This is a genomic window from Mesorhizobium sp. C416B (assembly GCF_030323165.1).
GTDB lineage: Bacteria > Pseudomonadota > Alphaproteobacteria > Rhizobiales > Rhizobiaceae > Mesorhizobium.
Map to the genome: position 1 here is coordinate 4429024 of NZ_CP100471.1, position 25329 is coordinate 4454352.

At 62.7% G+C, this 25329-nt stretch carries 29 protein-coding genes; 16 read left to right on the plus strand and 13 right to left on the minus strand.

Features of this window, described 5'->3' with window-relative positions; genetic code table 11:
• The first annotated feature begins 7 nt into the window (after window positions 1–7).
• The gene (gene phoB, locus NLY43_RS21630; protein WP_023822590.1) at window positions 8–697 is read left to right on the plus strand and encodes a phosphate regulon transcriptional regulator PhoB; all 690 of its coding nucleotides are present in this window, start codon (window positions 8–10) and stop codon (window positions 695–697) included.
• 30 nt (window positions 698–727) lie between these two features.
• On the opposite strand, the gene NLY43_RS21635 is transcribed toward phoB, so the two are convergent.
• A complete protein-coding gene (locus NLY43_RS21635; RefSeq protein ID WP_023706295.1) occupies window positions 728–1963 on the minus strand; it encodes an ROK family protein in 1236 nt (411 codons plus the stop codon).
• A gap of 265 nt (window positions 1964–2228) precedes the next feature.
• Between NLY43_RS21635 and xylF the strand changes: the two genes are divergently transcribed.
• From xylF to NLY43_RS21655, 4 genes are all read left to right on the plus strand, one after another.
• Window positions 2229–3269 carry a D-xylose ABC transporter substrate-binding protein gene (xylF, locus tag NLY43_RS21640; RefSeq protein ID WP_023683968.1) on the plus strand — a complete coding sequence of 347 codons (1041 nt, stop codon included), beginning with the start codon at window positions 2229–2231 and terminating at the stop codon, window positions 3267–3269.
• Window positions 3270–3413: 144 nt separating this feature from the next.
• Window positions 3414–4730 carry a sugar ABC transporter permease gene (locus tag NLY43_RS21645; protein ID WP_023711671.1) on the plus strand — a complete coding sequence of 439 codons (1317 nt, stop codon included), beginning with the start codon at window positions 3414–3416 and terminating at the stop codon, window positions 4728–4730.
• Between the two features lie 12 nt (window positions 4731–4742).
• Window positions 4743–5540 (plus strand): ATP-binding cassette domain-containing protein, encoded by a 798-nt coding sequence (locus NLY43_RS21650; protein WP_023683966.1) that lies wholly within the window; start codon window positions 4743–4745, stop codon window positions 5538–5540.
• 155 nt (window positions 5541–5695) lie between these two features.
• Complete coding sequence (locus tag NLY43_RS21655; protein WP_023711672.1) at window positions 5696–7342, plus strand: CHASE domain-containing protein; 1647 nt, start codon at window positions 5696–5698, stop codon at window positions 7340–7342.
• Window positions 7343–7381: 39 nt separating this feature from the next.
• Here NLY43_RS21655 and NLY43_RS21660 read toward each other — a convergent pair whose 3' ends face one another.
• From NLY43_RS21660 to NLY43_RS21685, 6 genes are all read right to left on the minus strand, one after another.
• Complete coding sequence (locus NLY43_RS21660) at window positions 7382–7624, minus strand: YMGG-like glycine zipper-containing protein (protein ID WP_023670102.1); 243 nt, start codon at window positions 7622–7624, stop codon at window positions 7382–7384.
• A gap of 83 nt (window positions 7625–7707) precedes the next feature.
• Window positions 7708–8034, minus strand: a complete 327-nt coding sequence (locus NLY43_RS21665; RefSeq protein ID WP_023670101.1) for a hypothetical protein — start codon at window positions 8032–8034, stop codon at window positions 7708–7710.
• Window positions 8035–8176: 142 nt separating this feature from the next.
• Window positions 8177–8353, minus strand: coding sequence for a hypothetical protein (locus tag NLY43_RS21670; RefSeq protein ID WP_023683964.1), 177 nt, complete (start codon window positions 8351–8353; stop codon window positions 8177–8179).
• 129 nt (window positions 8354–8482) lie between these two features.
• Window positions 8483–9517, minus strand: coding sequence for a sensor histidine kinase (locus NLY43_RS21675; RefSeq protein ID WP_023711673.1), 1035 nt, complete (start codon window positions 9515–9517; stop codon window positions 8483–8485).
• A gap of 160 nt (window positions 9518–9677) precedes the next feature.
• Window positions 9678–9845 carry a DUF1328 domain-containing protein gene (locus tag NLY43_RS21680; protein WP_023670098.1) on the minus strand — a complete coding sequence of 56 codons (168 nt, stop codon included), beginning with the start codon at window positions 9843–9845 and terminating at the stop codon, window positions 9678–9680.
• 220 nt (window positions 9846–10065) lie between these two features.
• Window positions 10066–10860 carry a response regulator gene (locus NLY43_RS21685; protein WP_023670097.1) on the minus strand — a complete coding sequence of 265 codons (795 nt, stop codon included), beginning with the start codon at window positions 10858–10860 and terminating at the stop codon, window positions 10066–10068.
• Window positions 10861–11072: 212 nt separating this feature from the next.
• On the opposite strand from NLY43_RS21685, the gene NLY43_RS21690 reads away from it, so the two are divergent.
• Window positions 11073–11276 (plus strand): NepR family anti-sigma factor, encoded by a 204-nt coding sequence (locus tag NLY43_RS21690; RefSeq protein ID WP_023670096.1) that lies wholly within the window; start codon window positions 11073–11075, stop codon window positions 11274–11276.
• Between the two features lie 3 nt (window positions 11277–11279).
• Window positions 11280–11831 carry a sigma-70 family RNA polymerase sigma factor gene (locus tag NLY43_RS21695; RefSeq protein WP_023670095.1) on the plus strand — a complete coding sequence of 184 codons (552 nt, stop codon included), beginning with the start codon at window positions 11280–11282 and terminating at the stop codon, window positions 11829–11831.
• A 56-nt stretch (window positions 11832–11887) separates the two neighbouring features.
• Here the strand turns inward: NLY43_RS21695 and NLY43_RS21700 are convergent, their stop codons facing one another.
• Window positions 11888–12205, minus strand: a complete 318-nt coding sequence (locus NLY43_RS21700; protein ID WP_050485906.1) for a response regulator — start codon at window positions 12203–12205, stop codon at window positions 11888–11890.
• Between the two features lie 339 nt (window positions 12206–12544).
• Between NLY43_RS21700 and NLY43_RS21705 the strand changes: the two genes are divergently transcribed.
• From NLY43_RS21705 to NLY43_RS21715, 3 genes are all read left to right on the plus strand, one after another.
• Window positions 12545–13306 (plus strand): Crp/Fnr family transcriptional regulator, encoded by a 762-nt coding sequence (locus NLY43_RS21705; protein WP_023670093.1) that lies wholly within the window; start codon window positions 12545–12547, stop codon window positions 13304–13306.
• A 124-nt stretch (window positions 13307–13430) separates the two neighbouring features.
• On the plus strand, window positions 13431–13757 hold the full coding sequence (locus tag NLY43_RS21710) for an ElaB/YgaM/YqjD family protein (protein ID WP_023670092.1): 327 nt from the start codon (window positions 13431–13433) through the stop codon (window positions 13755–13757).
• Window positions 13758–13768: 11 nt separating this feature from the next.
• Window positions 13769–14230, plus strand: a complete 462-nt coding sequence (locus tag NLY43_RS21715; RefSeq protein ID WP_023683962.1) for a hypothetical protein — start codon at window positions 13769–13771, stop codon at window positions 14228–14230.
• A 163-nt stretch (window positions 14231–14393) separates the two neighbouring features.
• Here the strand turns inward: NLY43_RS21715 and NLY43_RS21720 are convergent, their stop codons facing one another.
• Window positions 14394–15914: a sensor histidine kinase gene (locus NLY43_RS21720; protein ID WP_502882145.1), complete on the minus strand. Its 1521-nt coding sequence runs from the start codon at window positions 15912–15914 to the stop codon at window positions 14394–14396.
• 166 nt (window positions 15915–16080) lie between these two features.
• Between NLY43_RS21720 and NLY43_RS21725 the strand changes: the two genes are divergently transcribed.
• A complete protein-coding gene (locus NLY43_RS21725) occupies window positions 16081–16308 on the plus strand; it encodes a hypothetical protein (protein WP_023683960.1) in 228 nt (75 codons plus the stop codon).
• Window positions 16309–16334: 26 nt separating this feature from the next.
• Here the strand turns inward: NLY43_RS21725 and NLY43_RS21730 are convergent, their stop codons facing one another.
• On the minus strand, window positions 16335–17255 hold the full coding sequence (locus NLY43_RS21730; protein ID WP_023711675.1) for a diacylglycerol/lipid kinase family protein: 921 nt from the start codon (window positions 17253–17255) through the stop codon (window positions 16335–16337).
• Between the two features lie 259 nt (window positions 17256–17514).
• Here NLY43_RS21730 and NLY43_RS21735 point away from each other — a divergent pair, with 259 nt between their 5' ends.
• Window positions 17515–18819 (plus strand): PRC-barrel domain-containing protein, encoded by a 1305-nt coding sequence (locus NLY43_RS21735; protein WP_023711676.1) that lies wholly within the window; start codon window positions 17515–17517, stop codon window positions 18817–18819.
• A 92-nt stretch (window positions 18820–18911) separates the two neighbouring features.
• On the opposite strand, the gene NLY43_RS21740 is transcribed toward NLY43_RS21735, so the two are convergent.
• Entirely contained in the window at window positions 18912–20459 is a 1548-nt protein-coding gene (locus NLY43_RS21740; protein WP_023696421.1) for an alkaline phosphatase family protein, read from the minus strand.
• Between the two features lie 217 nt (window positions 20460–20676).
• On the opposite strand from NLY43_RS21740, the gene NLY43_RS21745 reads away from it, so the two are divergent.
• The 4 genes from NLY43_RS21745 to NLY43_RS21760 all read left to right on the plus strand — a co-directional run bounded on the left by NLY43_RS21745 (window position 20677) and on the right by NLY43_RS21760 (window position 23846).
• Window positions 20677–21609 carry a VOC family protein gene (locus NLY43_RS21745; protein ID WP_023696420.1) on the plus strand — a complete coding sequence of 311 codons (933 nt, stop codon included), beginning with the start codon at window positions 20677–20679 and terminating at the stop codon, window positions 21607–21609.
• A gap of 4 nt (window positions 21610–21613) precedes the next feature.
• Complete coding sequence (locus NLY43_RS21750; protein ID WP_023696419.1) at window positions 21614–22246, plus strand: alpha/beta hydrolase; 633 nt, start codon at window positions 21614–21616, stop codon at window positions 22244–22246.
• Window positions 22239–22538, plus strand: coding sequence for a GNAT family N-acetyltransferase (locus NLY43_RS21755; RefSeq protein WP_023696418.1), 300 nt, complete (start codon window positions 22239–22241; stop codon window positions 22536–22538). Before NLY43_RS21750 ends, NLY43_RS21755 begins: the two co-directional genes overlap by 8 nt.
• A gap of 249 nt (window positions 22539–22787) precedes the next feature.
• Window positions 22788–23846: a dipeptidase gene (locus NLY43_RS21760; RefSeq protein ID WP_023696417.1), complete on the plus strand. Its 1059-nt coding sequence runs from the start codon at window positions 22788–22790 to the stop codon at window positions 23844–23846.
• 3 nt (window positions 23847–23849) lie between these two features.
• On the opposite strand, the gene NLY43_RS21765 is transcribed toward NLY43_RS21760, so the two are convergent.
• A complete protein-coding gene (locus NLY43_RS21765) occupies window positions 23850–24095 on the minus strand; it encodes a hypothetical protein (RefSeq protein ID WP_023711677.1) in 246 nt (81 codons plus the stop codon).
• Between the two features lie 2 nt (window positions 24096–24097).
• On the minus strand, window positions 24098–25324 hold the full coding sequence (locus tag NLY43_RS21770) for an aminomethyl transferase family protein (RefSeq protein WP_023711678.1): 1227 nt from the start codon (window positions 25322–25324) through the stop codon (window positions 24098–24100).
• Window positions 25325–25329 lie beyond the last annotated feature (5 nt).

Here is a 25329-nt window from a genome sequence, read left to right on the forward strand (position 1 = left end):
ACTGCCTATGATCGCGCCACGCATCATGGTCGTGGAGGACGAGGAGCCACTAGGCGTGCTCCTCCGCTACAACCTCGAATCCGAAGGCTATCAGGTCGAGGTGGTGACACGCGGCGACGAGGCCGAGATCCGCCTGCAGGAAAACGTGCCCGATCTCCTGGTGCTCGACTGGATGGTGCCGGCTGTTTCCGGCATCGAGCTCTGCCGGCGGCTTAGAGTGCGGCCCGAAACCGAGCGGCTGCCGATCATCATGCTGACCGCGCGCGGTGAGGAAAGCGACCGCGTGCGCGGCCTGTCCACCGGTGCCGACGACTATCTGGTCAAGCCATTCTCGACGCCGGAGTTCATGGCGCGCGTGAAAGCGCTGCTGCGCCGCGCCAAGCCGGAAGTGCTGTCGAGCGTGCTCAAGGTCGGCGACATCGTGCTCGATCGAGAATCGCACCGGGTCTACCGCAAGAAGAGCGAGATCAGGCTCGGACCGACCGAGTTCCGGCTGCTCGAATTCATGATGCGCCATCCCGGCCGCGTGTTCTCGCGCAGCCAACTGCTCGACAATGTCTGGGGCGAGACGATCTATATAGACGAGCGAACCGTCGACGTGCATGTCGGGCGGCTGCGCAAGGCCGTCAACAACGGCCGCATGCCGGATGTCATCCGTACCATTCGCGGCGCCGGCTACGCTATTAGGGAAGACTAGGATGCTGCGCGTCGCGCCGTTGCCGGCCATTCAGGCGACATGCTTGCCGGATTTCGCCTGAATGCCCGGCGCGAAAATCTCCTGGTCGACGAAGCCGAGCGCGCGCATGGCGCAGCCTTCGCGGATCAGCGGCAGCTCGTTGGGCTCGGTGTCGAAGGAGATCGATTTCGAGTGCTGGCCGCCGGCGGTCTGGGCGATCGCTTCGCGCAATGCCGGCTCGATCAGGTCGAAGGCGGCGGCGCTGACGCCGACCATGGCGACGGGTGCCGGATCGATCAGAGCAAACAGGCTGCCGAGGCCGAAGCCGAGCGCCTCACCGGCCCTGCGATAGGCTTCGCGCTCCGGGCCATCGGTTTCGCGGGCGCGCGCGGCGAGTGCGCGCATATCAGCGTCGCCGATATCGACCGGCTCGGCATCCTCGCCCATCATTTTGGCGCTGCGCCAGATGGCGTAGTTTCCGGCATAGGCCTCGACGCAGCCGCGCCGCCCGCAGCGGCAGAGCGCGCCGCCCGGACGGTGGATCATGTGGCCGAACTCGCCGCCCGAGGAATGGGTGCCGGTGAACAGTTCGCCTTTCAGCACCAGTCCCATGCCGATGCCGTGCGACAAGAGGATGGCGATAAAGTTGTCGCGGTAGCGCTCGGGCTGGCGCCATTGCAGCGCCACCGCCATCATATTGCAGTCGTTCTCCATGGTGGCCGGAATGCCGAATTCCACTTCCAACATGTCGGCGAAGGCAATGTCGGTCAGTGGCGTGATTGGCGACCACAGCATGGCGCGCGCCTGCGAATCGGTGATGCCCTGGATGCCCATGGCAATGCGGGCGATGCTCTGGACATCGAGGTCGGGATCCTCAAGCCGCCGCCGGACGATTGCTACGCATTCGCCAATCAGCTCGTCGCGCGGCTTGGTCAGCGTGTCCAGCCGGCGCTGTTCCTCGGCGACGACGTGGCCGGCATAGTCGATGACGGTGACGGACAGGAAATTGAGCGACAGCACGACGGTCATCACCGCCGCCGCTTCCGGGTTGAGGCCAAGGCCGACCTGCGGCCGGCCGCGTTTCAGTGCGCCTGTCTCGCCAGGTTTGCCTTCAATCAGGACGCCTTCTTGAATCAGATCAGACGAGATTGCCGATATGGTCGAGTGGCTGAGGCCGGTGGTCGCCGCAATCTCGGTCCGCGACGGCTGGCCGGCCCGGCGCACGGCCGAAATCACCATGGCACGGTTGCGACGGCGCAGATCGTCGTGGCGGATTCCAACCGACATTTGTTTCCTCCCGGCCTCCTCGCGCCTCATGATAGTGAAGGCGTTCGACGGCACCAGCCAAATATTGGCAGACGCCGGCAGCCCTGTCATTGTTTATTGCGGACCTCGAAAAAATTCGGCAAGGCCATCAGAATCCATCAGAATCGATGTTGACAGCGCCTTATCATTGAACCAGTATTTTTTCGAGGCTCGAAAAAATAGGGCCTCTGTGTGCCGGCCCTCGGGCCAGTTTTGTCGCGCCGCACGCGGCGCAGGGAGGATTATGATGAACAGATTTGCAGCCGCCATGCTGGCGGGTGTCGCCATGTCGCTGGCGCTGATGTCGGTCGCGCAGGCGAAGGACAAGGTCATCGGCGTGTCGTGGTCGAACTTCCAGGAAGAGCGCTGGAAGACCGACGAGGCGGCGATGAAAACGGCGATCGAGGCTGCCGGCGACAAGTACATTTCGGCCGACGCGCAGTCCAATCCCGGCAAGCAGCTGACCGACGTCGAAAGCCTGATCTCGCAGGGCGCCAACTCGCTGATCATCCTGGCGCAGGACGCCTCGGCCATCGGCCCGGCGGTGCAGAAGGCGCTGGACGAAGGCATTCCGGTCGTCGGCTATGACCGCCTGATCGAGAACAAGGACGTCTTCTACCTGACCTTCGATAACAAGGAAGTCGGCCGCATGCAGGCCCGCGAAGTGTTCAAGGCGAAGCCCGAAGGCAACTATGTCTTCATCAAGGGCTCGGGCTCGGATCCGAATGCCGATTTCCTGTTCTCGGGCTCGATGGAAGTGCTCAAGGAAGCCATCGACTCGGGCAAGATCAAGAATGTCGGCGAGGCCTATACCGATGGCTGGCTGCCGGCCAATGCCCAGAAGAACATGGAACAGTTCCTGACCGCCAATGACAACAAGGTCGATGCCGTGGTTGCGGCCAATGACGGCACCGCCGGCGGCGTTGTCGCCGCGCTGACGGCGCAGGGCCTTGCCGGAACGGTTCCGGTCTCCGGCCAGGACGGCGACCATGCCGCTCTGAACCGCATCGCGCTCGGCACGCAGACGGTGTCGGTGTGGAAGGACGCGCGCGAACTCGGCAAGAACGCCGCCGAGATCGCCTCGCAGCTTGCCGATGGCAAGAAGACGGGCGACATTGCCGGCGCCAAGGACTTCACCACGCCTGGCGGCAACACCGTCAAGTCGCTGTTCCTGACCCCCGTCGCGATCACCAAGGACAACCTCAACGTCGTCATCGACGCCGGCTGGATCAAGAAGGACGAAGTCTGCACGGGCGTCGCCGCCGGCAGCGTCGCGGCTTGCAACTGATCTCGACGACTTGAAGAAATGAGGCGCCGCGGCTGTCAAGCCGCGGCGTTTTCTCTACGAGAATTGTGTGTTTCCGCCATCGGCGGCAAACTTCTAGGCTGTGGTCCGGCATCCGCGCCAGACGGCAAGCCGCTGGAGGACATCATGACCGACACGACCTCAAATCCGCAGGCCGATACGGCACGAGCGTCTGAACTCGGCGCGGTCGCCCGGTTCCTGAAAGCGACCGAGCTCGACACGCGCATGCTCGGCATGGTCGGCGCGCTGCTGGTCATCTGGGTCGGCATACATATCCTGTCGGGTGGGCTTTTCCTGACGCCGCGCAATCTTTGGAACCTGTCGGTGCAGACGTCCTCGGTCGCGATCATGGCGACCGGCATGGTATTGGTCATCGTGATGCGCAACATCGACCTTTCGGTGGGCTCCGTCGAAGGCGTGATCGGCATGATCATGGGCGTGGCACAGGCCGAATTCCTGATTCGCGTCATCGGCTTCCAGCTTGGAAACCCCTGGCTCTGGATCGTCGCGCTTGCCGCCGGCGTGGTGCTTGGTCTGCTGATCGGCGCGTTCCAGGGCTTCATCATCGCCTATATGCAGGTTCCGGCCTTTATCGTGACGCTTGGTGGCCTGCTGGTCTGGCGCGGCATGGCATGGCTCATCACCAGCGGGCGCACGGTCGCGCCACTCGACGCCACCTTCCAGCTGATGGGCGGCGGACCACGCGGCTCGATTGGCGCCGCTGCCAGCTGGATCGTCGGCATTGTCGCCTGCGCGGCGGTCGCCTTCGCGCTGCTCAACGGTCGCTCGCAGCGCAAGCGCTTCAGCTTTCCACTGCGCCCCGTCTGGGCCGAGACCTTGCTTGGCGTGGTCGCTTGCGCGGCCATCCTCGGCGCCGTGTGGATCGCCAATTCCTATCCATGGCCGATCGGCATCGTGCGCCAGTACGCACAGCAGAACGGCATCACCGTTCCCGAAGGCGGGCTGTTCATCGCGCATGGCATCGCCATACCGGTGCTGATGGCGGTGATTGTCGGCATCATCATGACGTTCATCACCAAGCGCACGCGTTTCGGCCGCTATGTCTTCGCCATCGGCGGCAATCCGGAGGCAGCGGAACTCGCCGGCATCAACACGCGCTGGGTGACCATGAAGGTGTTCATGATCATGGGTGTGCTGGCTACAATCAGCGCGGCGATCTCGTCGGCCCGTCTCAATGCGTCGACCAATGCGCTGGGCACGCTGGACGAGCTTTTGGTGATCGCAGCCGCTGTCATCGGCGGCACGTCGCTCGCGGGCGGCGCCGGAACGGTGATGGGCGCCATGCTCGGCGCGCTTCTGATGCAGTCGCTGCAATCCGGCATGGTGCTGCTCGGCATCGACTCGCCGCTGCAGAGCATTGTCGTTGGCGCTGTCCTGGTCATCGCCGTCTGGCTCGACACCGTCTACCGCAAGCGCGTCTAGGGAGGAACGATTATGGAAAAAACTGCTCCCACCGGTACGCCACTGATCGACATGCGCAACATCTCGATCGCGTTCGGTGGCATTCGCGCCGTCGACGATGCGTCCATCGATCTTTTCCCGGGCGAAGTGGTGGCGCTGCTTGGCCACAACGGCGCCGGTAAGTCGACGCTGATCAAGATCCTGTCGGGCGCCTACAAGCGCGATGCCGGCCAGATCTTGGTCAACGGCCAGGAGGCCTCGATCTCCAATCCGCGCGACGCCAAGAAATACGGCATCGAAACGATCTACCAGACGCTTGCGCTGGCCGACAATGTCGACGCTGCCGCCAACCTCTTCCTCGGCCGCGAACTGATGACCGCGTGGGGGACACTCGACGATGTCGCCATGGAGGCCGAGGCGCGCAAGGTGATGGGCCGGCTCAATCCGCGCTTCCAGCGCTTCAAGGAGCCCGTGATCAAGCTATCGGGCGGCCAGCGCCAGTCGGTGGCGATCGCACGCGCCATCCTGTTCAACGCCCGCATCCTGATCATGGACGAACCGACGGCCGCGCTTGGGCCGCAGGAGACGGCGCAGGTCGGCGAACTGGTAAAGCAGCTCAAGGCCGACGGCATCGGCATTTTCCTGATCAGCCACGACATTCACGACGTGTTCGAGCTTGCCGACCGAGTCTGCGTAATGAAGAACGGCCAGGTCGTCGGCACCGCGCTCACCACCGATGTGACGCAGGACGAAGTGCTCGGCATGATCATCCTGGGAAAGTGTCCGCCCGGCGCCATTCCCGGTCCGGGTGCGCTGAAGATCGCGGCCTGAGACCACGATATCATCGGCTCTCATCTTCACCGATGTTCGACCGATAAGCCGGCTAAATATACGTGATATGCCAGCCGTCATTATGGCTTGGCCGCGCCATTGTCTTGCCGCCGCGACTTGCCCATAAAGGTTCCCGAACCGTCCGTGGGCCTGCGTTGAAGAAGTTTTTCCCGATCCTTGCCTTCATTGCCGTTGCACTGATCAGCCTGACGATGGCGGGCTTCGCCTATTTCGCCACCCAGGAAGCGGCGCGCATCAAGTTCGAGGCGACGGCCGACGACGCGCTCAACCGCATCGAAAGCCGTATCGATCTGCATCTGTCACTGCTGCGCTCGACGCAGGCGCTGTTCGACGCCCGCAATGGCGAGATTTCAGGTAGCGAATTCAAGGCCTTCTTCAGCGCCCTCAATGTCGATAACAATTTCGCCGGCCTGCGCGGCATCGGCTATCTCAGGCTGGCCAAGACCGGTGACGAAGCGGCGGTCGAGCGCGACATGTTGCGCGACCGCGGCGCCGCCCACACGGTCTATCCGGACACGACACAGCCATGGCGCACGCCCGTCGTGCTGTTCGAGCCGCTCGACCCTGCCAACGAATCCACCATCGGCTACGACATGTTCACCGAGCCGGTGCGGCGCGAGGCGATCGAAAAAGCGCTGGCCGATGACGCACAGCACGCAAGCGGTCTGGTCCAGCTCGGCCAGGATACTGGCGCGGCGCAGACCTTTACCGGCTTCCTGGTCTTCGTCAGGCTCAATGTAGAAACCGCGCCGGATGGTATCAATGCGTCCAGATCATCGACATCAGGCCTTCTCTACGCGGCCTTCCGCGCCCGCGACCTGTTCCAGACCGCGCTCAGCCGCACGCCTTTGCTGCCGGTCAACACCGCGGTCTATGACGGCACGGCGGACGCCGACAATCTTCTGTTCCAGTCCGAAACGCCGCCGGCCGCGAGCTTTGGCGACAGGCTGTTGGTGACGCGCAAGATCATCGTCGCCGGTCGGCCGTGGACGGTGCTGTTTCGGCCGACAAGTGCATTTTCGCAACCGTCCTCGCGCGCCATTCCGGTCATGCTCGGGCTGTTCGGCCTGCTTCTGGCCGGCGCCATCGCGTTGGTGGCCCGCTACCAGGAGCGCGCCTACGACGCCAAGTCGCTGCTGCATGAAACGACGGAAAAAAGCCTGCTCGAAAAGGATTTGATGCTGCAGGAGATGAAGCATCGGATCAAGAATTCGATCACGCGGGTGCTGGCGATTGCGCGCCAGACGGCAGCGCAAGCCACCGACGTGAAGGAGTTCTCAACTTCCTTCTCGGCCCGCCTCCAGGCAATGGCGGCTTCCCAGGATATGCTGACGCGTTCGCGCTGGCAGAAGGCCGATCTTGGCGACCTGCTGCGCATCGAGCTCGGCCAGGTGTTCGGCAAGGAGCTTCCGGAAGGGATATTGTCAGGGCCTCAGGTGCTTCTCGACGAGAGGACGACGCAGGCGCTTGGCCTGACCTTTCACGAGCTGGCGACGAATGCGCTGAAATATGGCGAGGCCGGCAATTCCGTGGGTGCGCTGAAGGTCAACTGGTCGTTCGAGGGGCGCGGGTCCGAGCGGATGCTGGTTCTGAACTGGCGCGAGGCCGGGCAGAAGGAACTCGAAGCGCCGGCGAAGACCGGCTTCGGCACCAAGCTGATCGACCTCAATGTCACGCAGGAATTGCGCGGCACGATTGCCCGAGATTTTCGCGTCGATGGGCTTACGGTGGAAATCAGGATCCCGCCGCCTCATGCAGGCAAACAAACGGAGACCGGCTGACCGGTCTCCGTCGCGATTGTCTGACGCTTTTGAAGCGAATCAGCAGCGAGCGGTGTAGAGCCGGCCGCGATTGTCGCGATACTGGCAATAGCCGTTGCGCAGGTTGCGCACCAGCAGGCCGGAACCGGCGCCAACGGCTGCGCCGATCAGCGCACCCTTGCCGCCGCCGATCAGTCCGCCGGCCAAAGCACCGACACCGGCGCCGACACCGACATCCTGCTCGGTCGTGCTGCAGCCGCTGACGGCGACCACCGCAACCATGGCAATAATCAATTTCCGCATAGAATCTCTCCTCACTTTTGTCCTCACTTTAGTAAGCTCCAGCCGCTATTTAGCACAAAACAGCAGCCTTTGCCCGCTCGATCTTATTGTTGGCTAAGAGAGTCTTTTTCGCGGCGCGTGGCGTTCGACGCGACCACGACACTGGAAATCTGCAAAGACGCGTCGAGGGTGCCGTCCGGGCGCACGTTCCAGACGATCTGGTCGTAATCATCTTCCAGCGCGGGGTCGACCGTAAGACATTTGGCAACGACGTGCTCGGCCTGACCCTGCACGTCGCCGGCAGCGAATGGACGTTCTGCCGTGCATGCTTCGGCGGTTTCGAAAACACTGACCGGCACCGGCAGTTCACGGCATTCGGTCATGTTGTTCGAACAGCCAATTACCAAAAGCAAAGCGGCGATGTGTTCCACGGCGACACGTCCTCTCGCCATAAGAACGGTCCACAGCCGTCAAAGTTCCTGTGTCGAAAGGGGCGTTAATAATTGGTCGGCTACGAGCTGGACAGTTTCTGAGCCAGGCTGCTTGGGAGCAGCGTGAACCTGAGCATCTGGCTCAGACCAATTGCGACGCCACGATCAGCACAACAGCGGCGACGAGCGCGACAGCGGCGACGCGAAGCAAGGGATGCCAGGCGTGCTGCAAAGGCGAGGCTGAAGCGTCAGGATCCTGAAAGCCGCTCATCGACACCCGGGCGGCCTGCTCCAGCCTGTTCATATCGGCAACCGTCATGATCATTCCTCCCATACTCGCGTTGCAGGCTGCGGCCGAAACATCGGTTGAATCGGTCAAGATCCAGCAATCTCTGGGAACCACAGCATCGGATTTTATGGTGAACAGCCGGTTAAGGAATCCCGCCGCTCATTCGGTTTCGAAATTGCCGTGCGGAACGACGAGGCGATATTCGAGGCGGTCACTGGTGATCTCCAGCGTCGCCGTGCCGTTCAGCGATGCCGGCACGACACGTTCGAGGGCAACGCTGCCGAAGCGTTTCTCGGTGCGCCTGTTATCATTGGCGACAATGGCCTCGACCCAGGTCAGCGACAAAGCCGGCTTGTCTGCGGCCTCTGCGACGTTCGACAGATCGGCGGTTACCTCGACAAAGCCGTCCGGCCGCGCCAGGGCGCCGTAGCTGAATGAATTGACGGCGAGTTCGTGCATTGCCAGTCCAATATGAATGGCCGCGTTGGGATTGAGGTAGGGGTTGACGCCATTGAAGCGCAGGCTCTGCGCGGGATCGGCGCCGTAGCGAACGACCTGGCCGCGGATAAGCTCGCGAAGTGCTGCACCCCGCCAGTTCGACGACGTTACCAGATCCTGGGAGGAAGCCAGTGACTGCAGGCGGCCGCGAAAGCGCTTCAGGAAATCGTCGGGTGTCTCGGAATAGCGGCCGGTCTGGGTGGCAATACTCTGGATGATGGCCAACAGGTTCTTGGAGCGGTGGCTGACTTCGCGCAACAGCGTCTTCAGCGTCTGTTCGCGGCGTTTCTGCTCGGTGGTTTCCACCATCGTGGTGACGACGCCCTGCACGTCGCCGCGATTGCCCCGATCGGCATCGACCCATACCTGGAACCAGCGCATGCCATCACCGGTGGGAACACTCAGTTCAAGGCGTTCCGGATTGCCGGAAGCGATCACATTGCTTTTGGCGGCGGCGATTTGCTCAGCTTGCGCCGGTGGCAACGCGCCGTTGCTGTCGGCTGTGTCGGAGACCCACGGCGCACGCATGTTGCGGGCCCATACAGTCTTCAATTCACGATCCTGATAGAGGACGGAAATGCCGGCATTGTGCAGAGCGTGAAGCAAGGCCCGGCCAAGCTGCATTCCGCTTTCAGCCGGGTGCAGTGCGATCACCTCGTCGCCCTGTCCGCTCTCGCCTCCGCCAATGGAACGCATCAATCACCTGTCCACCTGATCAGGACCGAACGATTCACTTGGACTCAGTTCCTGAGTAGGTCCCCAGAAAAGGTCCGCCGGACGATGTCCCGTTGGAGGACATCGCCCGGCGGTGGCTGGAAACCGTTTGAGGGGTGCGGCTTCCAGTGTTCGCCCGCTCCTACGATGCCCGTCTGAACAGGCCGGCCAGAAGCGAGATGACGAGGAAGGCGAGAAAGATGAAGAACAATATTTGCGCGATACCGGCCGAGGTACCGGCGATGCCGCCGAAACCAAGCGCGCCGGCGATGATCGCCACGACGAGAAATACGAGCGCCCAGTAGAGCATGATCTGTCTCCTTCCGATACTGAATCAAGAACGTGAGTGATTGCTGTTTGTTCCACCATTTGCCGAAAAAGAAGGTCTTTGGAAGTGGCCCGGATGCGAATTGATTCACGCGCGTGCGCCCCATACGGAGCGACGGGCAGCCGCCGATCGCCGGGCTAGGCGATCGCCAGTGCCGGCAACGCTGCGAGGCGGCGAAAAGTTGGAGATTGAAGGCCCTACTTCACGCGGCGGCCTTGGCCTGCCGGTCGAAGAACAGCGCTTGGCTGATCAGCGCCTTGACCATGTCGGGATTGAACGGCTTGGTGACGAGGAAGGCCGGTTCAGGCCGCTCGCCGGTCAGCAGACGTTCGGGGAAGGCGGTGATGAAGATTACCGGCACCGAAGTCGACGACAGGATTTCGTTGACCGCATCGATACCCGAGCTGCCATCGGCAAGCTGAATGTCGGCCAGCACCATCTTCGGCCTTGTCTTGCCGAACATCGCCACCGCCTCGGTATGGGTGCGCGCGGTTCCGACCACGTGGTGGCCGAGGCTCTCGACCATTTCCTCGATGTCCATGGCGATCAGCGGCTCGTCTTCGATGATCAGCACATCGGTCGCCACCTGGCGAGAGATCTCGTTGCTCGCCTGGGCAAGCAGTTCGGAGAATTCCTTGGCGTCGACATCGAGAATTTCAGCTGCCTCGTCTTCACCGAAGCCTTCGACCGCGACCAGCAGGAAAGCCTGGCGTGGCCGTGGCGCAATGGCGTTCAGATTGGCGGCGGCGCGCTGCTCCCATGCCGATTGTGCCTGCTCCTGCGGAACGCGGATGGCAATGGAGGTGAACAGTTTGGCGAATACCTTGTAGAGCGCGATGCGGTCGCTTGACGCTTGCGGGAAGATGTCGACGTCGGCGATGATGGCTTCGAGCATCGCGGCGACCAGCGCATCGCCACTCTCCTGCGATCCGGATACGGCGCGTGAAAAGCGGCGCAGGAACGGCAGGTGCGGAGCGATGGTTGCGGAAAGGCTCATGGTAGACGTCTCCCTCAGATGACGTGATTGCATAGATTGCAGGTCAAGCTGATTGCAAGCCCCAACACCCAAACGCGGGTTTTGCGAAAAAGTTCCGAGACTTGTGGAACGAAACCGTACGGGCGACGTTTGTGGTGCGATGGGCAACCAGACGAGGGGGCCGCTTTGCGTTGTGTAATGGGGCGGCTCGGGGCGCTGGATTTAAGGGCGAAATGAAGGACATGAATAAAGAAACGCTGGCTGGCGCCGCTGACAGGCGCCGGGCCAATTCCGGCGACCCGCTCGGGGCGAATTCGGAAATCGGCCGCAAACTCAAACAATATTATGACGAGCTGGTCTCGGACAATGTGCCGGATCGCTTTGCCCAGTTGCTCAGCCAATTGGAAAAGGCCGAACCTGCACAGAAGAAGGACTGAGGCATGGCAGCTGTCTCACAAGGGTTCAAGACCGACCTGCTCGGCTCGATCCCGAGCCTGCGGGCCTTTGCCGTGTCGCTGACGCAGAATGCCGACAAGGCCGACGATCTGGTGCAGGAGACGCTGGTCAAGGCTTGGGACAAGCATGAGAGCTTTCAGCCCGGCACCAATCTCAAGGCATGGCTGTTCACCATCCTGCGCAACGAGTTCTATTCCCAGATGCGCAAGCGCGGCCGCGAGGTGCAGGACAGCGACGGCATCATGACGGCCAGGCTTGCCGTTCATCCGGCTCAGCACGGCCAGCTTGACCTCAAGGATTTCCGCGGCGCGCTCGAGCAACTCCCCGAGGACCAGCGCGAAGCCATCATCCTCATCGGCGCTTCAGGCTTTTCCTATGAAGAGGCCGCCGAAATCTGCGGCTGTGCGGTCGGAACGATCAAGAGCCGGGTCAGCCGGGCCCGCACGCGGTTGCAGGAGATCCTCAAAATCTCCGGCGAAGACGAATACGGGCCGGACGCGATCTCGTCCCAGGTGACGGGTTCAAACGCTGCCTGACGGCGGAGGCCCCGTTTGCGGGCCTGGGCTCTTTACACATACGCATCGAAGATATCTCAGACTGGCGCGCGGCCGCAGGCCGCCGCCAGAGCCTCGACGAGATCGGTCCCCGAATAAGGCTTGGTGACCAGGCGGATGCCGGGAAAAGACCCTTTGATCTCATCGGGGTCCGAATAGCCGGAGGCAAAGACAAACGGCAGGCCCGATTGGCGCAGCCGCGCGGCGAAATCGAGTGTGGACGTTCCGCCCAGCATGAGGTCCACGATAGCGGCGTCGAACTCGCCAACGACCTTCTGCTCATCGATCTCGGCCAGAGCGCGGGCAATCACTACGTCGTTCGCGCCATGGTCGCGGCAAAGCTGCTCGACATCCATGGCGATCAGGAATTCATCCTCCAAGACAAGAATTCGCAATCCCTCAAGCAATGGCGGCACTTGGCAATCTCTCCTCAATTCTTGCAGCATCGGGTACAGTGACTCCAGTCAACCGCATCGCGGACCTTGGGGGATCGGTCAGGCCTTAATCCGAAAAGTTCGCCCACCGGCTCTACTCCACAAGCGAGCTTCGAATTCGCCTCAGTGGAGTGTAGCGAGTCATGATCGCTATTTGCCATCCTGTCATTTAAAAAAGACATGCCATCGGCAGCGGAACCGCGGCCTTGCAAAGGCGTAGCACTCAGTCTCTGGCAAGAGACTTTCGAAAGAGGGATCGAAATGTCTGGCCAGAATGGTCGTTCGTTTTCCAGCCGTCAGTACCCATGCGAGATCTGCCCGCTTCGGCCATTGCCGGTGTTCCGGGAATTCGAGAAGCAGGAGCTTGCCTATGTCAGCATGTTCAAGAAGGGCGAACTGGCCGTCGACAAGGGCGCCACAGTGCTGGTCGAAGGCAGCCAAAGTGCTCATCTCTACACCGTGCTTTCGGGCTGGGCCTTCCGCTACAAACTATTGTCGGACGGCAGGCGCCAGATCCTGAACTACTCCATGCCCGGCGATCTTATCGGGCTGCAGGGCAGCCTGATGGGCGAAATGCAGCACTCGGTCGAGGCGCTGTCGCCCATGCTGTTGTGCGTCTTCGAGCGTGAAAACCTGCACGAGCTCTACCGCAACCATCCGGGCCTTGCTTACGACATTACCTGGCTGGCGTCGCGCGAGGAGCGCATGCTGGACGAGAACCTGCTCAGCGTCGGTCGGCGCACGGCGGTCGAGCGCACCGCCTATCTCATTGCCTTCATCGCCAGCCGCGCGGCGGCAGTCGGGCTCAACGGCAAGGCGCCGGTGCAAATCCCGATTACCCAGCAGCATGTCGCCGATACGCTCGGCCTGTCGCTGGTCCACACCAACAAGACCATCCGCAAGCTCATCGATCGCAAGCTGATCGCCTGGCGCGACGGCGGTTGCGAAGTGATCGACGGGGAGGGGCTGAAGGATCTCGCGCGCTGGGAGGGCCTAAGCGAAGGCCGTCGGCCACTGATCTGACAGGCAGGCCTCCATCTGGGGCTGGACTCGCACTTGCAAACACCCTTTCATGGATACGGTCTCCGATTTCGGAACCATGACGTGTGTCGGGCGTTTGAAGCCAAGCAAACGCAAGGAGTTTAGAATGGCAACTGCCGCAGGAAAAACCGCCAACGAAAGTCAGACGAACGCCGACCTGGAAGCCGACATTCGGCAGTTGAAGGCGGATATCGAAAAGTTGACCAAGCAATTGGCCAAGACCGGCGAACATGGTTACGGCACGGCGCGGCGCGCTGCTGCCGAAGGCGTCGACCAGTTGCGCGCGCAGGGCGAAGCCGTCTTCGACAGCCTGCGTGGCAACGCCAAGGATCTTGAGGCCCAGATCACGGCCAATGTGCGCGAGAAGCCGGTCACTTCACTGGCGATCGCGGCCGGCGTCGGCTTCCTGTTTGCGCTTCTTGCCCGGCGCTAGTTTCGACAGAGATGGGCATGCTGGCACCGCTTATCTCGGCCTTGGCCTCGGGTGAAGCCATTGCCGCCATGCGCCGCGCGCGCACGGCGGCAATTGTCTACGGGCTCGCCGCCGTGGCTGCCCTGTGCGGCCTCGGGTTTCTCCTGGGGGCGGCCTACATCTGGGCGGCTGACCGTTATGGCTCGATGGCCGCCTGTCTTGGCTTCGCCGCTGGTTTCCTGGTACTGGCCGGGCTTATCGTGCTCATTCATCAACTTGCGGCTGGAACGCGTGCACGCCGACGTGCGCGAAGGCGCAATGCCGACCTGAAGGCGCTCGGTATCACCGCGGCGCTTGCCGTGCTGCCGGCCTTGCTCAAGGGGAAAGGCGGGAAGGGCGTCATTCTCGGCCCGATGATCGCGCTCGCGGCCTATGCCATCTACCGTGAGAACGTCAAGCCGGATCCGGGCGATCCAGACAGCGAAGCCGACTAAAGCGCGTCGCGCTGATACGCTGTTCCCGGGAAAACCGCTTCGCACTTCTGGAATCGCTTTTAATGCATGTCGCCCAGAAGTGTGCCGCGGTTCTGGGACAACGACATGCATCAAAACAAAGACTTAAAGCGCGTCGTATGAATCCGTTTCAGCGTGACGCGCTTTAAGCCGGCAGATCTTCAAGCGGCATCGATATTTCGGCGAACACGCCTTCGCTGCGGAATTCGTGGGTCACTTCGCTCGCTAAAACCTTGGCGAGGCTGCGGCGGATCAGGATAGAGCCGAAGCCCTGGCGTTCCGGCGGGTCGACTTTCGGCCCGCCGCTTTCGCTCCAGGTCAGCACAAGGCGGCGCGCGCCTTTCTTGCCCGCCGCCTTCCAGTCGACATCGACCTTCCCCGAGCCAACCGACAGCGATCCGTATTGCAGCGCGTTGCTGGCCAGTTCGTGCATGATCAGGCCGAGCCCCACCGCCTGGTCAGGCGAAAGCAGCAGCTCCGGACCGGAGATCACGATGCGCGGCCGTTCTGCCGAATCGAACGGCTTGACCTCGATCTGCATCAGTTCGCGAATACCGATGCCGCGCCATTCGCGATCCGACAGCAGGTTATGGGCAGCGCCCAGCGCCTGCAGCCTGGCGCCGAAGGCTTCCAGGAATTCGCTTGGGCGGCGAGCGTGGCGAACGGTCTGCGTCGCCAGCGCCTGCACCGTGGCCAGCGTGTTCTTGACCCGATGGTTGAGCTCACGCAGCAGCAGCCTTTGCCGGTCCTCGCCGAGCTTGCGTTCCGAGATGTCGTAGTTGACGCCAAAGATAAGCGTCGGCTTGCCTTCGCCGTCGCGCTCGATGACGCGGCCGCGGGTGACTATCCAGCGCGGCGGATCGAAGCCTTTGACCCGGTATTCGCCGAAATAGTCGTCGCTGCCGGTCAGGGCATCGCGAAAGCGCGTCTCGGTCTGGTAGACGTCGCGCGGGTCGATGGCGGCCAAAATGTCGCGCGCCCGCAGCCGGTTCGAACGCGGCAGGTTGAACAGCTCCGACAAACGCACGTCGCATTCGATCATGTCGGTGCGGATATCCCAGGCCCAACTGGCGAGCGAGGCGGCATCGAGCGCTATGGCTCGGCGCTTTTCCTCCTGCGCCAAAGCAGCCGTGGCAATGGCGCCGCTGCGGGTGGCGTCCTTCAGGGTAAACAGGCTGGCGGCGAGGCTGGCCAGCGATTTCAAATGATCGAGCGCGGCAGCGGACGGAAATTCATGCGGCTCCCGGTCGAGTACGCACACCGTGCCGACGCGCGCGCCGGCGACCACCATCGGCGCGCCGACATAAAAGCGGACATGGTGTTCGCCGGTGACCAGCGGATTGCGGGAGAAGCGAGGGTCGATGCTGGCATCCGGCACCACCATCGGCTCGTCGCCGGCGGCAATGGTATGGGCGCAGAACGATATGTCGGTCGCGGTTTCGGTCTCGTTGAAGCCGACACAGGATTTGAACCACTGTCGTTCGGTGTCGAGCAGCGTGACGAGCGCGATCGGCGCCCGCATCACGGCGGCGGCAAGGCCGGTGATGCGATCGAAGTCGGGATCGGAGTCGGTGTCGATCGCGTCAAGCCCGTGCAGTACGGCAAGCCGCTCCGGCGACGCCACGGCGCGGCGGACCTCAACCGGCAAACCAGCCTGCTTCGCCACCTTGCTATCCACCAAGCCCCCTCGCTTGCAGGCCCCACCCGCGGTGGCGCGCACCGTGCGCGGCCGTCGCGCGCCGGAACTTTTGTAGCAAGCAATCGTTACCCCACCATGTTTCACCGGCGATGGTTTTATCCACCATCCCGGTTGCACGACAGGAACGCCGCCAATGACCAAGATCGCCCCTGAAAACAAAGCCCGTCAGGGGCGCTGGGGTTGGCACGGCCTGCGCATATTGGTCGCCGCGCTGCTCCTGGCTTTCATTGCTTGGGGAGCGGCCGAGATTTATGGCCAAAAGATCGATCCAGATACCCCTGAAAGCCAGGGGCAGCCCACCGGCCAGAGCGCGCCGGCCAACCAGAGCGCGCCAGCCGGCGAGGGGCAGTCGGGCGGCTAGGGTTTTCCGCGTCATTCGTAATCGCATCAGGCGGCCTTCGCCTGGGCGGCTTGCGCCGGAACCAGGACGTTCAGTGCGCCAGGGTGGATCTGGATTGTCGTTTCGCGCTCCAGCTTGACCAGTTCGCCGTCGATGACGGCGCCGAATTTCTTGCTCCCGGTATGGATCTTCACGATTGCCTTGTCGGCCTGATGAGTTTCGACATGATCGCTGTCGCGCCACCTGCCTCGAGCCATGTCGAAGAGCGCCCTGACCAGCTCGCCACGCTGCCGCGCCACGGTTACATAGATGCCGAGCACGCCGCCGGCAAGATTGTCGGCATAAGGCAGATGGCCTTCGCCAAACAGATTGTTGGAAATGCCGATGCCGCTGATGCGGGTCACGATTTCGGCTTCGCCGACCGTCAATGTCACCTTCATGGCTGGAGGATTGTTGATCGTCGTCCAAGCGGCCTTGGCCGAGGCGCGAATCTTTCCCAGGCGCGAGGCGAATTCCATATTGTCGCGCAGCTTCACCATCCTGGCGTGCAGGCCGATGGAGAACTGATGCACGAACGGCCGGCCATTCGCGCTCGCGATATCGACCGCCATGATCTCGCCGTCGGCAAAGGACTTCAGCGCGCCATCGATGGTCTGCGGAATTCCAAGGCCGCGGGCGAACAGGTTCATGGTTCCTGCAGGCAGGACGGCCAGCGCCTTCTTGTCATTCATCAGCCGCCCCGCGGCGGCCGAAATGGTGCCGTCGCCGCCACCGGCCAGCACGACGTCGATGTCGCGCCGCGCGGCGACCTTGTCGAGCGCCGCGACAATCTCTTTGCCGGCGACGATGTCGATATCGATGGAGTGACCAGCCGCCTCGAGCGTCTGGCGCATGCGGTCCGTTAGCGCGGAAAGATCGGTGGTCCGCAAGGTGCCGCCGTCCCGGTTCAGCACCGCTGCAAATCGCATGCCCCGCTCCTTATTCTTTTTTAAAGGCCGGAATGCCAGCCGCAGGCTGAAACGGGCAAGCTTGGCAAAGGTTCCATCGGCCGGGCGGGAATGTCGGGCGATTCCGCGGACTTGCCCAGGGTATTTCGATGCTCCCGTTTTTTCGGAACAAGCGCCTTGTCACAACGTTGTGATCCCATTGGAGGCGCCGCCTTCGGTCTCCCGGCAAGTGGTTTGCCGATTGCGGCGCGCATGAGATCACGCAAGAGGAGACTTAATCATGATCCGCACACTGTTCGCGACGACCGCACTGGCAACGCTGATCGCTACCGGTGCGTTCGCGCAGTCAACGACGGCCCCGGCGACGACCCCAGCGCCGGCTGAAGCCCCTGCTACCATCGCGCCGGCGCCGCAACAGGCCGACGGCGCGCTGGTGACCAATATCATCGGCGAGTCGGTGTACAATGGCACCGGCGACGATGCGCAGAAGATCGGTGACGTCAGCGACGTCGTCCTCGATGAAAACGGCCAGGCGAAATCCGCCATTATCGGCGTTGGCGGCTTCCTCGGCATAGGCAGCAAGAACGTCGCCTTCGACTACGGCAAGTTGCAATGGGTCGAGAGGAATGGTGACCGCTGGCTCGTCGCCGAGACGACGAAAGAAGCGTTGACGGCGCTGCCCGACTTCGACCGTAAGCCCTACGATCCGGCCTCGGCGCCTGCTTCCACGGCGCAGAACGACCCGCAGAAGCCGGTTGATCTCAACGCCGCGCCGTCAGAACCGGCGGTGAAACGCGCTGACGGCAATCTCGCAACCAACATCATCGGCGAGAATGTCTACAATGGCACTGGCGACGATGCCCAGAATATCGGCGACGTCAACGACATCGTGCTGACCAAGGATGGCAAGGCGCAGTCGCTGGTGATCGGCGTCGGCGGCTTCCTCGGCATGGGTGAAAAGAACGTCACCTATGATTTCGCCAAGGCGCGGTGGGCCGAAAAGAACGGCGATCGCTGGCTGGTGGCGCAGACGACCAAGGAGGAACTGCAGGCGCAGCCTGATTTCGACCGGAAGCCCTATGATCCGGCGCCCGTGACGACAACCTCCGACGCGACGCAGCCGACTGCTCCGGCTGCCCCGACGGCCGTTGCACCGGCTGACAATGCTCAGCCAGCGGACAAGACCGCGGAAGCTCCGGCCGGGACAAAGGCTACCGATCCGACGCAAACGGCAGCGATCGACAAGTCCACATTGACCGAAATGCCGGTCGGTAACATCAGAGGCGACGACCTGAAGGGCACCACCGTCTATGGCGCCAACGACGCCAAGGTCGGCGAGATCGGCGACGTCGTGCTCACGCCCGACAGCAAGCCGGATGCCGTCATCATCGATGTCGGCGGCTTTCTAGGCGTCGGCGCCAAGGAGGTCGCGGTCGGCATGGACAAGCTCAAATTCATGACCGACAAGGACGGCAACAAATATCTCTACACCAACTTCACCAAGGAGCAGCTGCAGGCGCAGGCCGCCTATGACAAGGGCAGCTATGCTGAGAAGCGCGACCAGCAGCGGATGGTGGTACAGTAAGGGAATAGGCAGTAGGGATTAGGCAGTAGGCGAAAAACCAAGCGACTAGGCATCAGGCCGCCGGAAACATTCTGCTGCCTGCTGCCTGCTGCCTACTGCCTGCCCACATACCCCACCACCCCCTGGCCCGTCAGCTCTGCAAGCGCCAGCGACTGGTCGAGATGCTCGGCGCGCCAGGCAAGCAGCCGCTCGGCAAATTCAAGCCGCACGCTGAGATAGGCCGGGTCGGCGGCAACGTTGGCCAGTTCGCCCGGATCCTTCTCCATGTCGAAGAGCAGCGGCGGCAGGCCGCCGCCGAAATGCACGTATTTGAATTTTTCCGTACGGATGACGGCGAGGTTGCACTGGCGCGAGCCGATGCCGAAATGCCGTTCGGCCTCACCGCTGGCACTCGAGCGGAAGTCGAACTCCCAATGCGCCGCGTCGCGCCAATCCTTAGGCGGTTCATCTTGCAGGAACGGTTTTAGCGAGCGGCCGTCGAGATGCAGCTGGGCGTCGGCGTCAAGCAGATCGAGCAAAGTCGGAAAGATGTCGACTGCCTCGGTGAAGTGGTTGACGATCGAGCCGGCTGCATTGCCGCGTCGTGGGTCGCGCACGATCAATGGGATGTGATAGCTGCCGTCGAAGAAGCCGCCTTTGCCCAGCATGAAATGGTCGCCCATCATCTCGGCGTGGTCCGAAGTCAGCACGATGATGGTGTCATCCCATGCATTCGCCGTCTTGATCGCTTGCCAGATGCGGCCAAGCTGCGCGTCGACCTCCGAGATCATGCCGTAATAGATCGCGCGGATGGCCCGGATGTTGTCGTCGCCCCAGTCGCGCACGTGGCCGTCGGTGCCGGGGCGGAAGCTTCTCCGCTTCTGGCGACCAAGGTCGTAAGCCAGATAGGGATGCCTTTGCGCCTCGGCCTGCCAAGTCTCGACATGGCGGAAGGGCGGTCCGTCCGCCGGATCATACAGCGTGTTGTAGGGCTGCGGTACGACAAAGGGCGGATGCGGGCTGATGAAGGAGACATGCGCGAACCATGGCGAATCCTGTTCGTCCAGCCAGCGAATGAATTCGCCGGCAAGAAAAGCGGTCGGCGTCTCGTCCCTGGAATAGACGGGCGGCGCGCTGGTCACGGCGTCGCCCGCTTCCCCGCCCATGGGACGGTGAATGCCGGGAGAGCCCGCGCTGGTGTCGACGCCACGTGCCTTCAGCCATGACAGCCATGGTTTCTGATGCTCAGGCAGGAACTGGCGCACGCTGAAGCCGGGCAGCACGCCCTCATAGCTTTTCAGCCGGGGATCGCCCGGCGCCATCGTGCGCGGATCGGGCGAGACGTCGGTGTAGCCGAACAAAGTCGGATCATAGCCGAGGGCGCGGGCCGAAAGCGCGATGTTGCCGTGGCGGGCGTCGAGCGGCGTGCCGTTGCGGCAAACGCGATTGTTCATCTGGTAGAGGCCGGTGTAGAGGCACGCACGGGCCGGCGAGCAGGGCGCCGCGCCGCCGTAATGCCGCTTGAAAAGGACGCCTTCGGCGGCGAGCGCATCGGCATTCGGCGTCTTCACCACGGGATGGCCGGCAGCCGACAGGCAATCGCCCCGCCATTGGTCGCAGGAGATCAATAGGATGTTTGGGCGTCTGCTTTTCGCGGCCAATGCTCTATCCTGTCACGTCGGGAAGACGTTCAATGAACCGGAATTTGGCTGCGGCGCAAGCCTGTCGGTCTTGCTTAAATGGTGAACGAAAATTTCCTGCTGTTCACTATTAGGATACAGTCCATTCTGAGTTTGCCGCCTTTGCCATTGCCGGGCGGCCCCTCATATAGGCGTGGACAGCGGCAAGGGCCGCAAACCGAAGGGAAGGAGCAAGACAATGCTCGACCAGATCAAGGGCCTGCATCACGTGACGTCGATGGCCGGCGATGCGCGCCAGAACAATGATTTCTTCACGCACAAGCTCGGCCTGCGCCGGGTCAAGAAGACCGTCAACTTCGACGCGCCAGATGTCTATCACCTCTATTATGGCGACGAGCACGGTACGCCCGGCTCGGTGATGACCTATTTTCCGTTCCCCGACATTGCCAGGGGCCGCCACGGCGTCGGCGAGGTGGGTACCACGGCCTATTCGGTGCCGGCCGGCACGCTCGGCTATTGGGAAAAGCGCTTCGCCGATGAAGGCGTTGCGGGTGTCTCCCGCGAAGAGACGTTCGGCGAGAAGCGGCTGGCCTTCGCCGGTCCCGACGGCGACGGTTTCGCGCTGGTCGAAGACAAAGCGGACAGCCGCGCGCCATGGTTGAAAGGCGGCATTCCCGCTGATGAGGCGATACGCGGCTTCCACTCGGTCTCGCTCAGATTGAAGGATGGCGGCGCCACGGAAGAGCTGTTGAAGTTCATGGGCTATGAGCAAGTGGACAAGTCCGGCAGTGTCAGCCGGCTCGCCATCAAGAACGGCAACGGCGCTGATGTCGTCGATATCGAATCGCTGCCTACCGCGGGCTTTGCCAATCTCGGCGCCGGCTCGGTCCACCATGTCGCCTTCGCGGTGGAGAACCGCGCCCAGCAACTCCAAGTGCGCAAGGCGCTGATCGATACGGGTTATGGCGTAACGCCGGTGATCGACCGCGACTATTTCTGGGCGATCTATTTCCGCACGCCGGGCGGCGTGCTGTTCGAAGTCGCCACCAATGAGCCGGGCTTCGACCGCGACGAGGACACCGCCCATCTCGGCGAAGCCCTGAAACTGCCGACGCAGCACCAGCATCTGCGGCCCTATCTTGAAGAGCATCTGCAGAAGCTGGAAGGCTGAGACGATGAGCAAGGAAGCTTACATCCATAAGGCGCTGCCGGGTTCGCCCGGCGGCCCGCTGCTCTTCGTCTTTCACGGCACCGGCGCGGACGAGAGCCAGCTGCTGTCGCTCGGGCGCGACCTCGCGCCACAGGCGACGATCGTATCGCCGCGCGGCGATGTTTCCGAGCATGGTGCGGCGCGTTTCTTCCGCCGCACCGGCGAGGGCGTCTACGACATGGACGACCTCGCGCGGGCGACCGGCAAGATGGCCGGTTTCATCAAGGCGCAGGTGGCAGCGGCAAGGCCATCTTCGGTCTTGGGTCTCGGCTATTCCAACGGCGCCAACATCCTGGCGTCCGTAGTGTTCGCCGCGCCCGAGCTGTTCGATGCGGCGGTGCTGTTGCACCCGCTGATCCCGTTCGAACCGCAGGTGCAGGGCAGCCTTGCCGGACGCCGCATCCTGGTCACCGCCGGCAAACGCGATCCGATTTGCCCGCCCAATCTGACGTCGCGGCTGGAAGCCTATTTGCGTGCCGATAGCGCCGATGTCACAGTGGAGTGGCACGATGGCGGCCACGAAATTCGGCCAAACGAGATCGAAGCGGCAAGGCGGCTTTTCGCTGCCGTGCCGGTTGAAGGAGCAAGCGATGCCTGACGAATTGCCTAAGATCGAACTCGAGGACCGCGGCTCGAAGGGACGTTATGTGCTGCGCGGACCCGGCGGCGCCGAGGCGGAGATGACCTTTACCAAGGTCGGCGAGCACCAGATCATCATCGATCACACCGAAGTGCCGGACGTGTTTCGCGGCCAGGGCGCCGGCCTTCGGCTCGTCACCCGCGCCGTCGAGGATGCGCGGGCAGTGGGCAAGAAGATCATCCCGCTCTGCCCCTTCGCCAACGCCCAGTTCCGCCGCCATCCGGAATGGGCGGATGTGCTGAAGCAATAGACCTTTTTCCCTTCTTCCCTTGTGGGGTGAGTTGTCGGTCGCCGAAGGCGAATTCATCGTGCCGGTGGCACGATGAAAGGCCGGCGAACGCCGGGACGCTGCGAAGCAGCGGGGACCCGGCAGGTGGTCGGAGTCGCTCAGCCACAAGAGCGAACACCTCTCTGGCATTTGCGCAGTTCGGCCTTCTTGCCTAAGTACACAGTTCGCCGCGGTTCGTCCGCTCCTGCCAATTGACCGAATGGCTTCCTAATGACCGAACCCGATCTCGTCCCCGTCTTCGACGGCCACAACGACACGCTGCTGCGACTTTACCAGTCGAAAGACACAGACGTCGAAAAGCTGTTCATCGAGGGGACGCAGGGCGGTCATATAGATCTGCCGCGCGCCAAGAAGGGCGGCTTTGCCGGCGGCATGTTCGCGATCTTTCCACCGCCGGTCGAGAAGAGCAAACGCTCTGCGGTGCCGCCGGCGCCGAGCGACAATGAGCCATTGCCGCCGGAACTGCCACGCGCTGATGCGCTCAATTCCACCATCGGCATGGCCTCGATCCTGTTTCGGCTGGAGCGAGCGGGGGCGCTGACCGTCTGCCGCAGTGCCGGTGACATTCGCGAGGCGATGGCGAAAGGTTCGATCGCAGCGGTGTTTCACATCGAAGGCGTCGAGGCGATCGATCCCGAACTTACCTTGCTCGACGTGCTCTACGAAGCCGGCCTGCGCTCGCTCGGCATTGTCTGGAGCCGACCCAACGCCTTCGGCCATGGCGTCCCGTTCCGCTTTCCGTCGTCGCCCGATACCGGACCGGGGCTGACCGATGCCGGCAAGGCGCTGGTCAAGGCCTGCAATCAGCTCAAGATCATGGTCGACCTGTCACATCTCAACGAAAAGGGCTTTCGCGATGTCGCCGCGCTCAGCGATGCGCCGCTGGTCGCCACTCATTCCAACGTGCATGCGCTGTGCACCCATTCGCGCAACCTGACGGACTGGCAGCTCGGCGCTATCCGCGAGACCGGCGGCATGGTCGGGCTCAACTTCGCCACCGGCTTCCTGCGTGAAGACGGACGGATGAATTCGGACACCAGCCTCGACATCATGGTGCGCCATGTCGACTCGCTGCTGCAGGCGCTGGGCGAGGACGGCGTCGGTCTCGGCTCGGATTTCGACGGGGCGATGATTCCGGCCGTCATCGGCGACGTTGCCGGTCTGCCGAAGCTGATAGATGCGCTGGCCGCGCGCGGTTTCGGACGCGCGTTGATCGAGAAGATAGCCTATCGCAACTGGCTGAGCGTTCTCGAAAGAACCATAGGCTGAGGCTTAAGCGCCCATGCGCTTCAGCCAATCCTGGCCGCCGCGATCCCTGATCATCGGCAGCGGGTTCTCCCAGTCGAGCCGCGCGCAGATGCGGTAGACTTCGAGCGTCTCGGCGCTCATTTCGCCGCGCTTGTAGAAGTACATGGCGGCGGCATAGCGGGCGCGACCCGACCATTTTTCGCCGAGCGGCGTGTTGACCAGCTGCCACTGTTCGGCGGCTTCCGCCTCATCATCCGGTTCGTCGGCCATGATCAGAAATCCGCCGGCGGATTGGCGGTGCGGCGGTCGAGCTTGATGAAGGGACGGGCCACCACCTTGGCCCGCTTCATTAGCTTCTGGTACTGCAACTCGCGCATTGCGTAGATCTCGACCCAGAGGTCTTCGACCATCCTATCACCATAGGGACGCGTCAGCGAGGCGATGGCGATATTGCGCTTGGCCATCGGCGACCACATGGCGGCGCTGACCAGCCCGACCTCCTGATGCTTCTTGTGATAGACGATGGCGTGTTCGGCCGGGATGTTGCCTTCGATCTCCAGCCCGACCAGCACATGGCGCAGCTTGCGTTTGGCGCGCGCTTCGAGCATGGCGCGGCTTCCATTGAAATGGCCTTTTCCCAAATCGACCATAAAGCCGAGACCGATCTCGTCCGGCATGCGCAGACGGTCGGCGCGAATGGCATGCTCGGCGGTGGTGAAGTCGGCATTGGCGACGATGAGGCCGGCTTCCAGCCGGGCGCGGTTGAGGGCGGCGTAGCCGATGGCGCGGATGCCGCGCAGTTCGCCTGCCGTCATCAGGCGGTCCCAGAGGCTGAGCGCTTTTTCGGCCGGCACGAACAGTTCGTAGCCGAGATCGCCGGTGAAGCCGGTGCGCGAGATGGTGATAGTGCCGCCATCGTGCGGGAACTCGGCGAGATCGAACACTTTGAGTTTTTCAACGCCGGCAAAGCCGGCCTCGCGCAGCACGGCGAAGGAGGTTGGGCCTTGCAGAGCGAGACCAGCGACGCTTTCAGTCTCTTCTTCGACGGTCACTTCGAAACCGATGGCGCTGTCGAGCAGCCAGGGCAGGTGCCGCTCCTGCGAACACAGGCGGAAGCGGGTCGGCGACAGCCGGAACAGCGTGCCGTCATCGAGGACAAAACCTTCGTCGTCGCACCATGCGGTGTAGTGGACGCGGCCCGGTTTCAGCTTGGTGACATCGCGCAGCGTGACGCGATCGAGGAAGGCTTCGGCATCCGGCCCCTCGATGCGGTATTTGGTCATCGGCGAGATGTCGAACAAAGCCGCCTGGCTGCGGATGGCGAAATATTCGAGTTCCTCGTCCCACAGCGAACGCGGCGCGCGATAGCCGGCCCAATTGTACCAGTCCTGAGTTTTGGCCAGCGCATCGATGCGCGGCTGGAACGGCGTGCCGAGACGCAGTGTGCGGAAATGCGACTGCGCTGTGGTGCGGGCGGCGTTGTTGATCGGACTCGTCATGACGG

Coding starts and splice junctions, on each gene's coding strand:
- phoB (WP_023822590.1), top strand. CDS start 8: ATGATCGCGCCACGCATCATGGTCGTGGAGGACGAGGAGCCACTAGGC.
- NLY43_RS21635 (WP_023706295.1), bottom strand. CDS start 1,963: ATGTCGGTTGGAATCCGCCACGACGATCTGCGCCGTCGCAACCGTGCC.
- xylF (WP_023683968.1), top strand. CDS start 2,229: ATGAACAGATTTGCAGCCGCCATGCTGGCGGGTGTCGCCATGTCGCTG.
- NLY43_RS21645 (WP_023711671.1), top strand. CDS start 3,414: ATGACCGACACGACCTCAAATCCGCAGGCCGATACGGCACGAGCGTCT.
- NLY43_RS21650 (WP_023683966.1), top strand. CDS start 4,743: ATGGAAAAAACTGCTCCCACCGGTACGCCACTGATCGACATGCGCAAC.
- NLY43_RS21660 (WP_023670102.1), bottom strand. CDS start 7,624: ATGCGGAAATTGATTATTGCCATGGTTGCGGTGGTCGCCGTCAGCGGC.
- NLY43_RS21670 (WP_023683964.1), bottom strand. CDS start 8,353: ATGACGGTTGCCGATATGAACAGGCTGGAGCAGGCCGCCCGGGTGTCG.
- NLY43_RS21675 (WP_023711673.1), bottom strand. CDS start 9,517: ATGCGTTCCATTGGCGGAGGCGAGAGCGGACAGGGCGACGAGGTGATC.
- NLY43_RS21680 (WP_023670098.1), bottom strand. CDS start 9,845: ATGCTCTACTGGGCGCTCGTATTTCTCGTCGTGGCGATCATCGCCGGC.
- NLY43_RS21685 (WP_023670097.1), bottom strand. CDS start 10,860: ATGAGCCTTTCCGCAACCATCGCTCCGCACCTGCCGTTCCTGCGCCGC.
- NLY43_RS21690 (WP_023670096.1), top strand. CDS start 11,073: ATGAAGGACATGAATAAAGAAACGCTGGCTGGCGCCGCTGACAGGCGC.
- NLY43_RS21695 (WP_023670095.1), top strand. CDS start 11,280: ATGGCAGCTGTCTCACAAGGGTTCAAGACCGACCTGCTCGGCTCGATC.
- NLY43_RS21700 (WP_050485906.1), bottom strand. CDS start 12,205: ATGGATGTCGAGCAGCTTTGCCGCGACCATGGCGCGAACGACGTAGTG.
- NLY43_RS21705 (WP_023670093.1), top strand. CDS start 12,545: ATGTCTGGCCAGAATGGTCGTTCGTTTTCCAGCCGTCAGTACCCATGC.
- NLY43_RS21710 (WP_023670092.1), top strand. CDS start 13,431: ATGGCAACTGCCGCAGGAAAAACCGCCAACGAAAGTCAGACGAACGCC.
- NLY43_RS21715 (WP_023683962.1), top strand. CDS start 13,769: ATGGGCATGCTGGCACCGCTTATCTCGGCCTTGGCCTCGGGTGAAGCC.
- NLY43_RS21725 (WP_023683960.1), top strand. CDS start 16,081: ATGACCAAGATCGCCCCTGAAAACAAAGCCCGTCAGGGGCGCTGGGGT.
- NLY43_RS21730 (WP_023711675.1), bottom strand. CDS start 17,255: ATGCGATTTGCAGCGGTGCTGAACCGGGACGGCGGCACCTTGCGGACC.
- NLY43_RS21735 (WP_023711676.1), top strand. CDS start 17,515: ATGATCCGCACACTGTTCGCGACGACCGCACTGGCAACGCTGATCGCT.
- NLY43_RS21745 (WP_023696420.1), top strand. CDS start 20,677: ATGCTCGACCAGATCAAGGGCCTGCATCACGTGACGTCGATGGCCGGC.
- NLY43_RS21750 (WP_023696419.1), top strand. CDS start 21,614: ATGAGCAAGGAAGCTTACATCCATAAGGCGCTGCCGGGTTCGCCCGGC.
- NLY43_RS21755 (WP_023696418.1), top strand. CDS start 22,239: ATGCCTGACGAATTGCCTAAGATCGAACTCGAGGACCGCGGCTCGAAG.
- NLY43_RS21760 (WP_023696417.1), top strand. CDS start 22,788: ATGACCGAACCCGATCTCGTCCCCGTCTTCGACGGCCACAACGACACG.
- NLY43_RS21765 (WP_023711677.1), bottom strand. CDS start 24,095: ATGGCCGACGAACCGGATGATGAGGCGGAAGCCGCCGAACAGTGGCAG.
- NLY43_RS21770 (WP_023711678.1), bottom strand. CDS start 25,324: ATGACGAGTCCGATCAACAACGCCGCCCGCACCACAGCGCAGTCGCAT.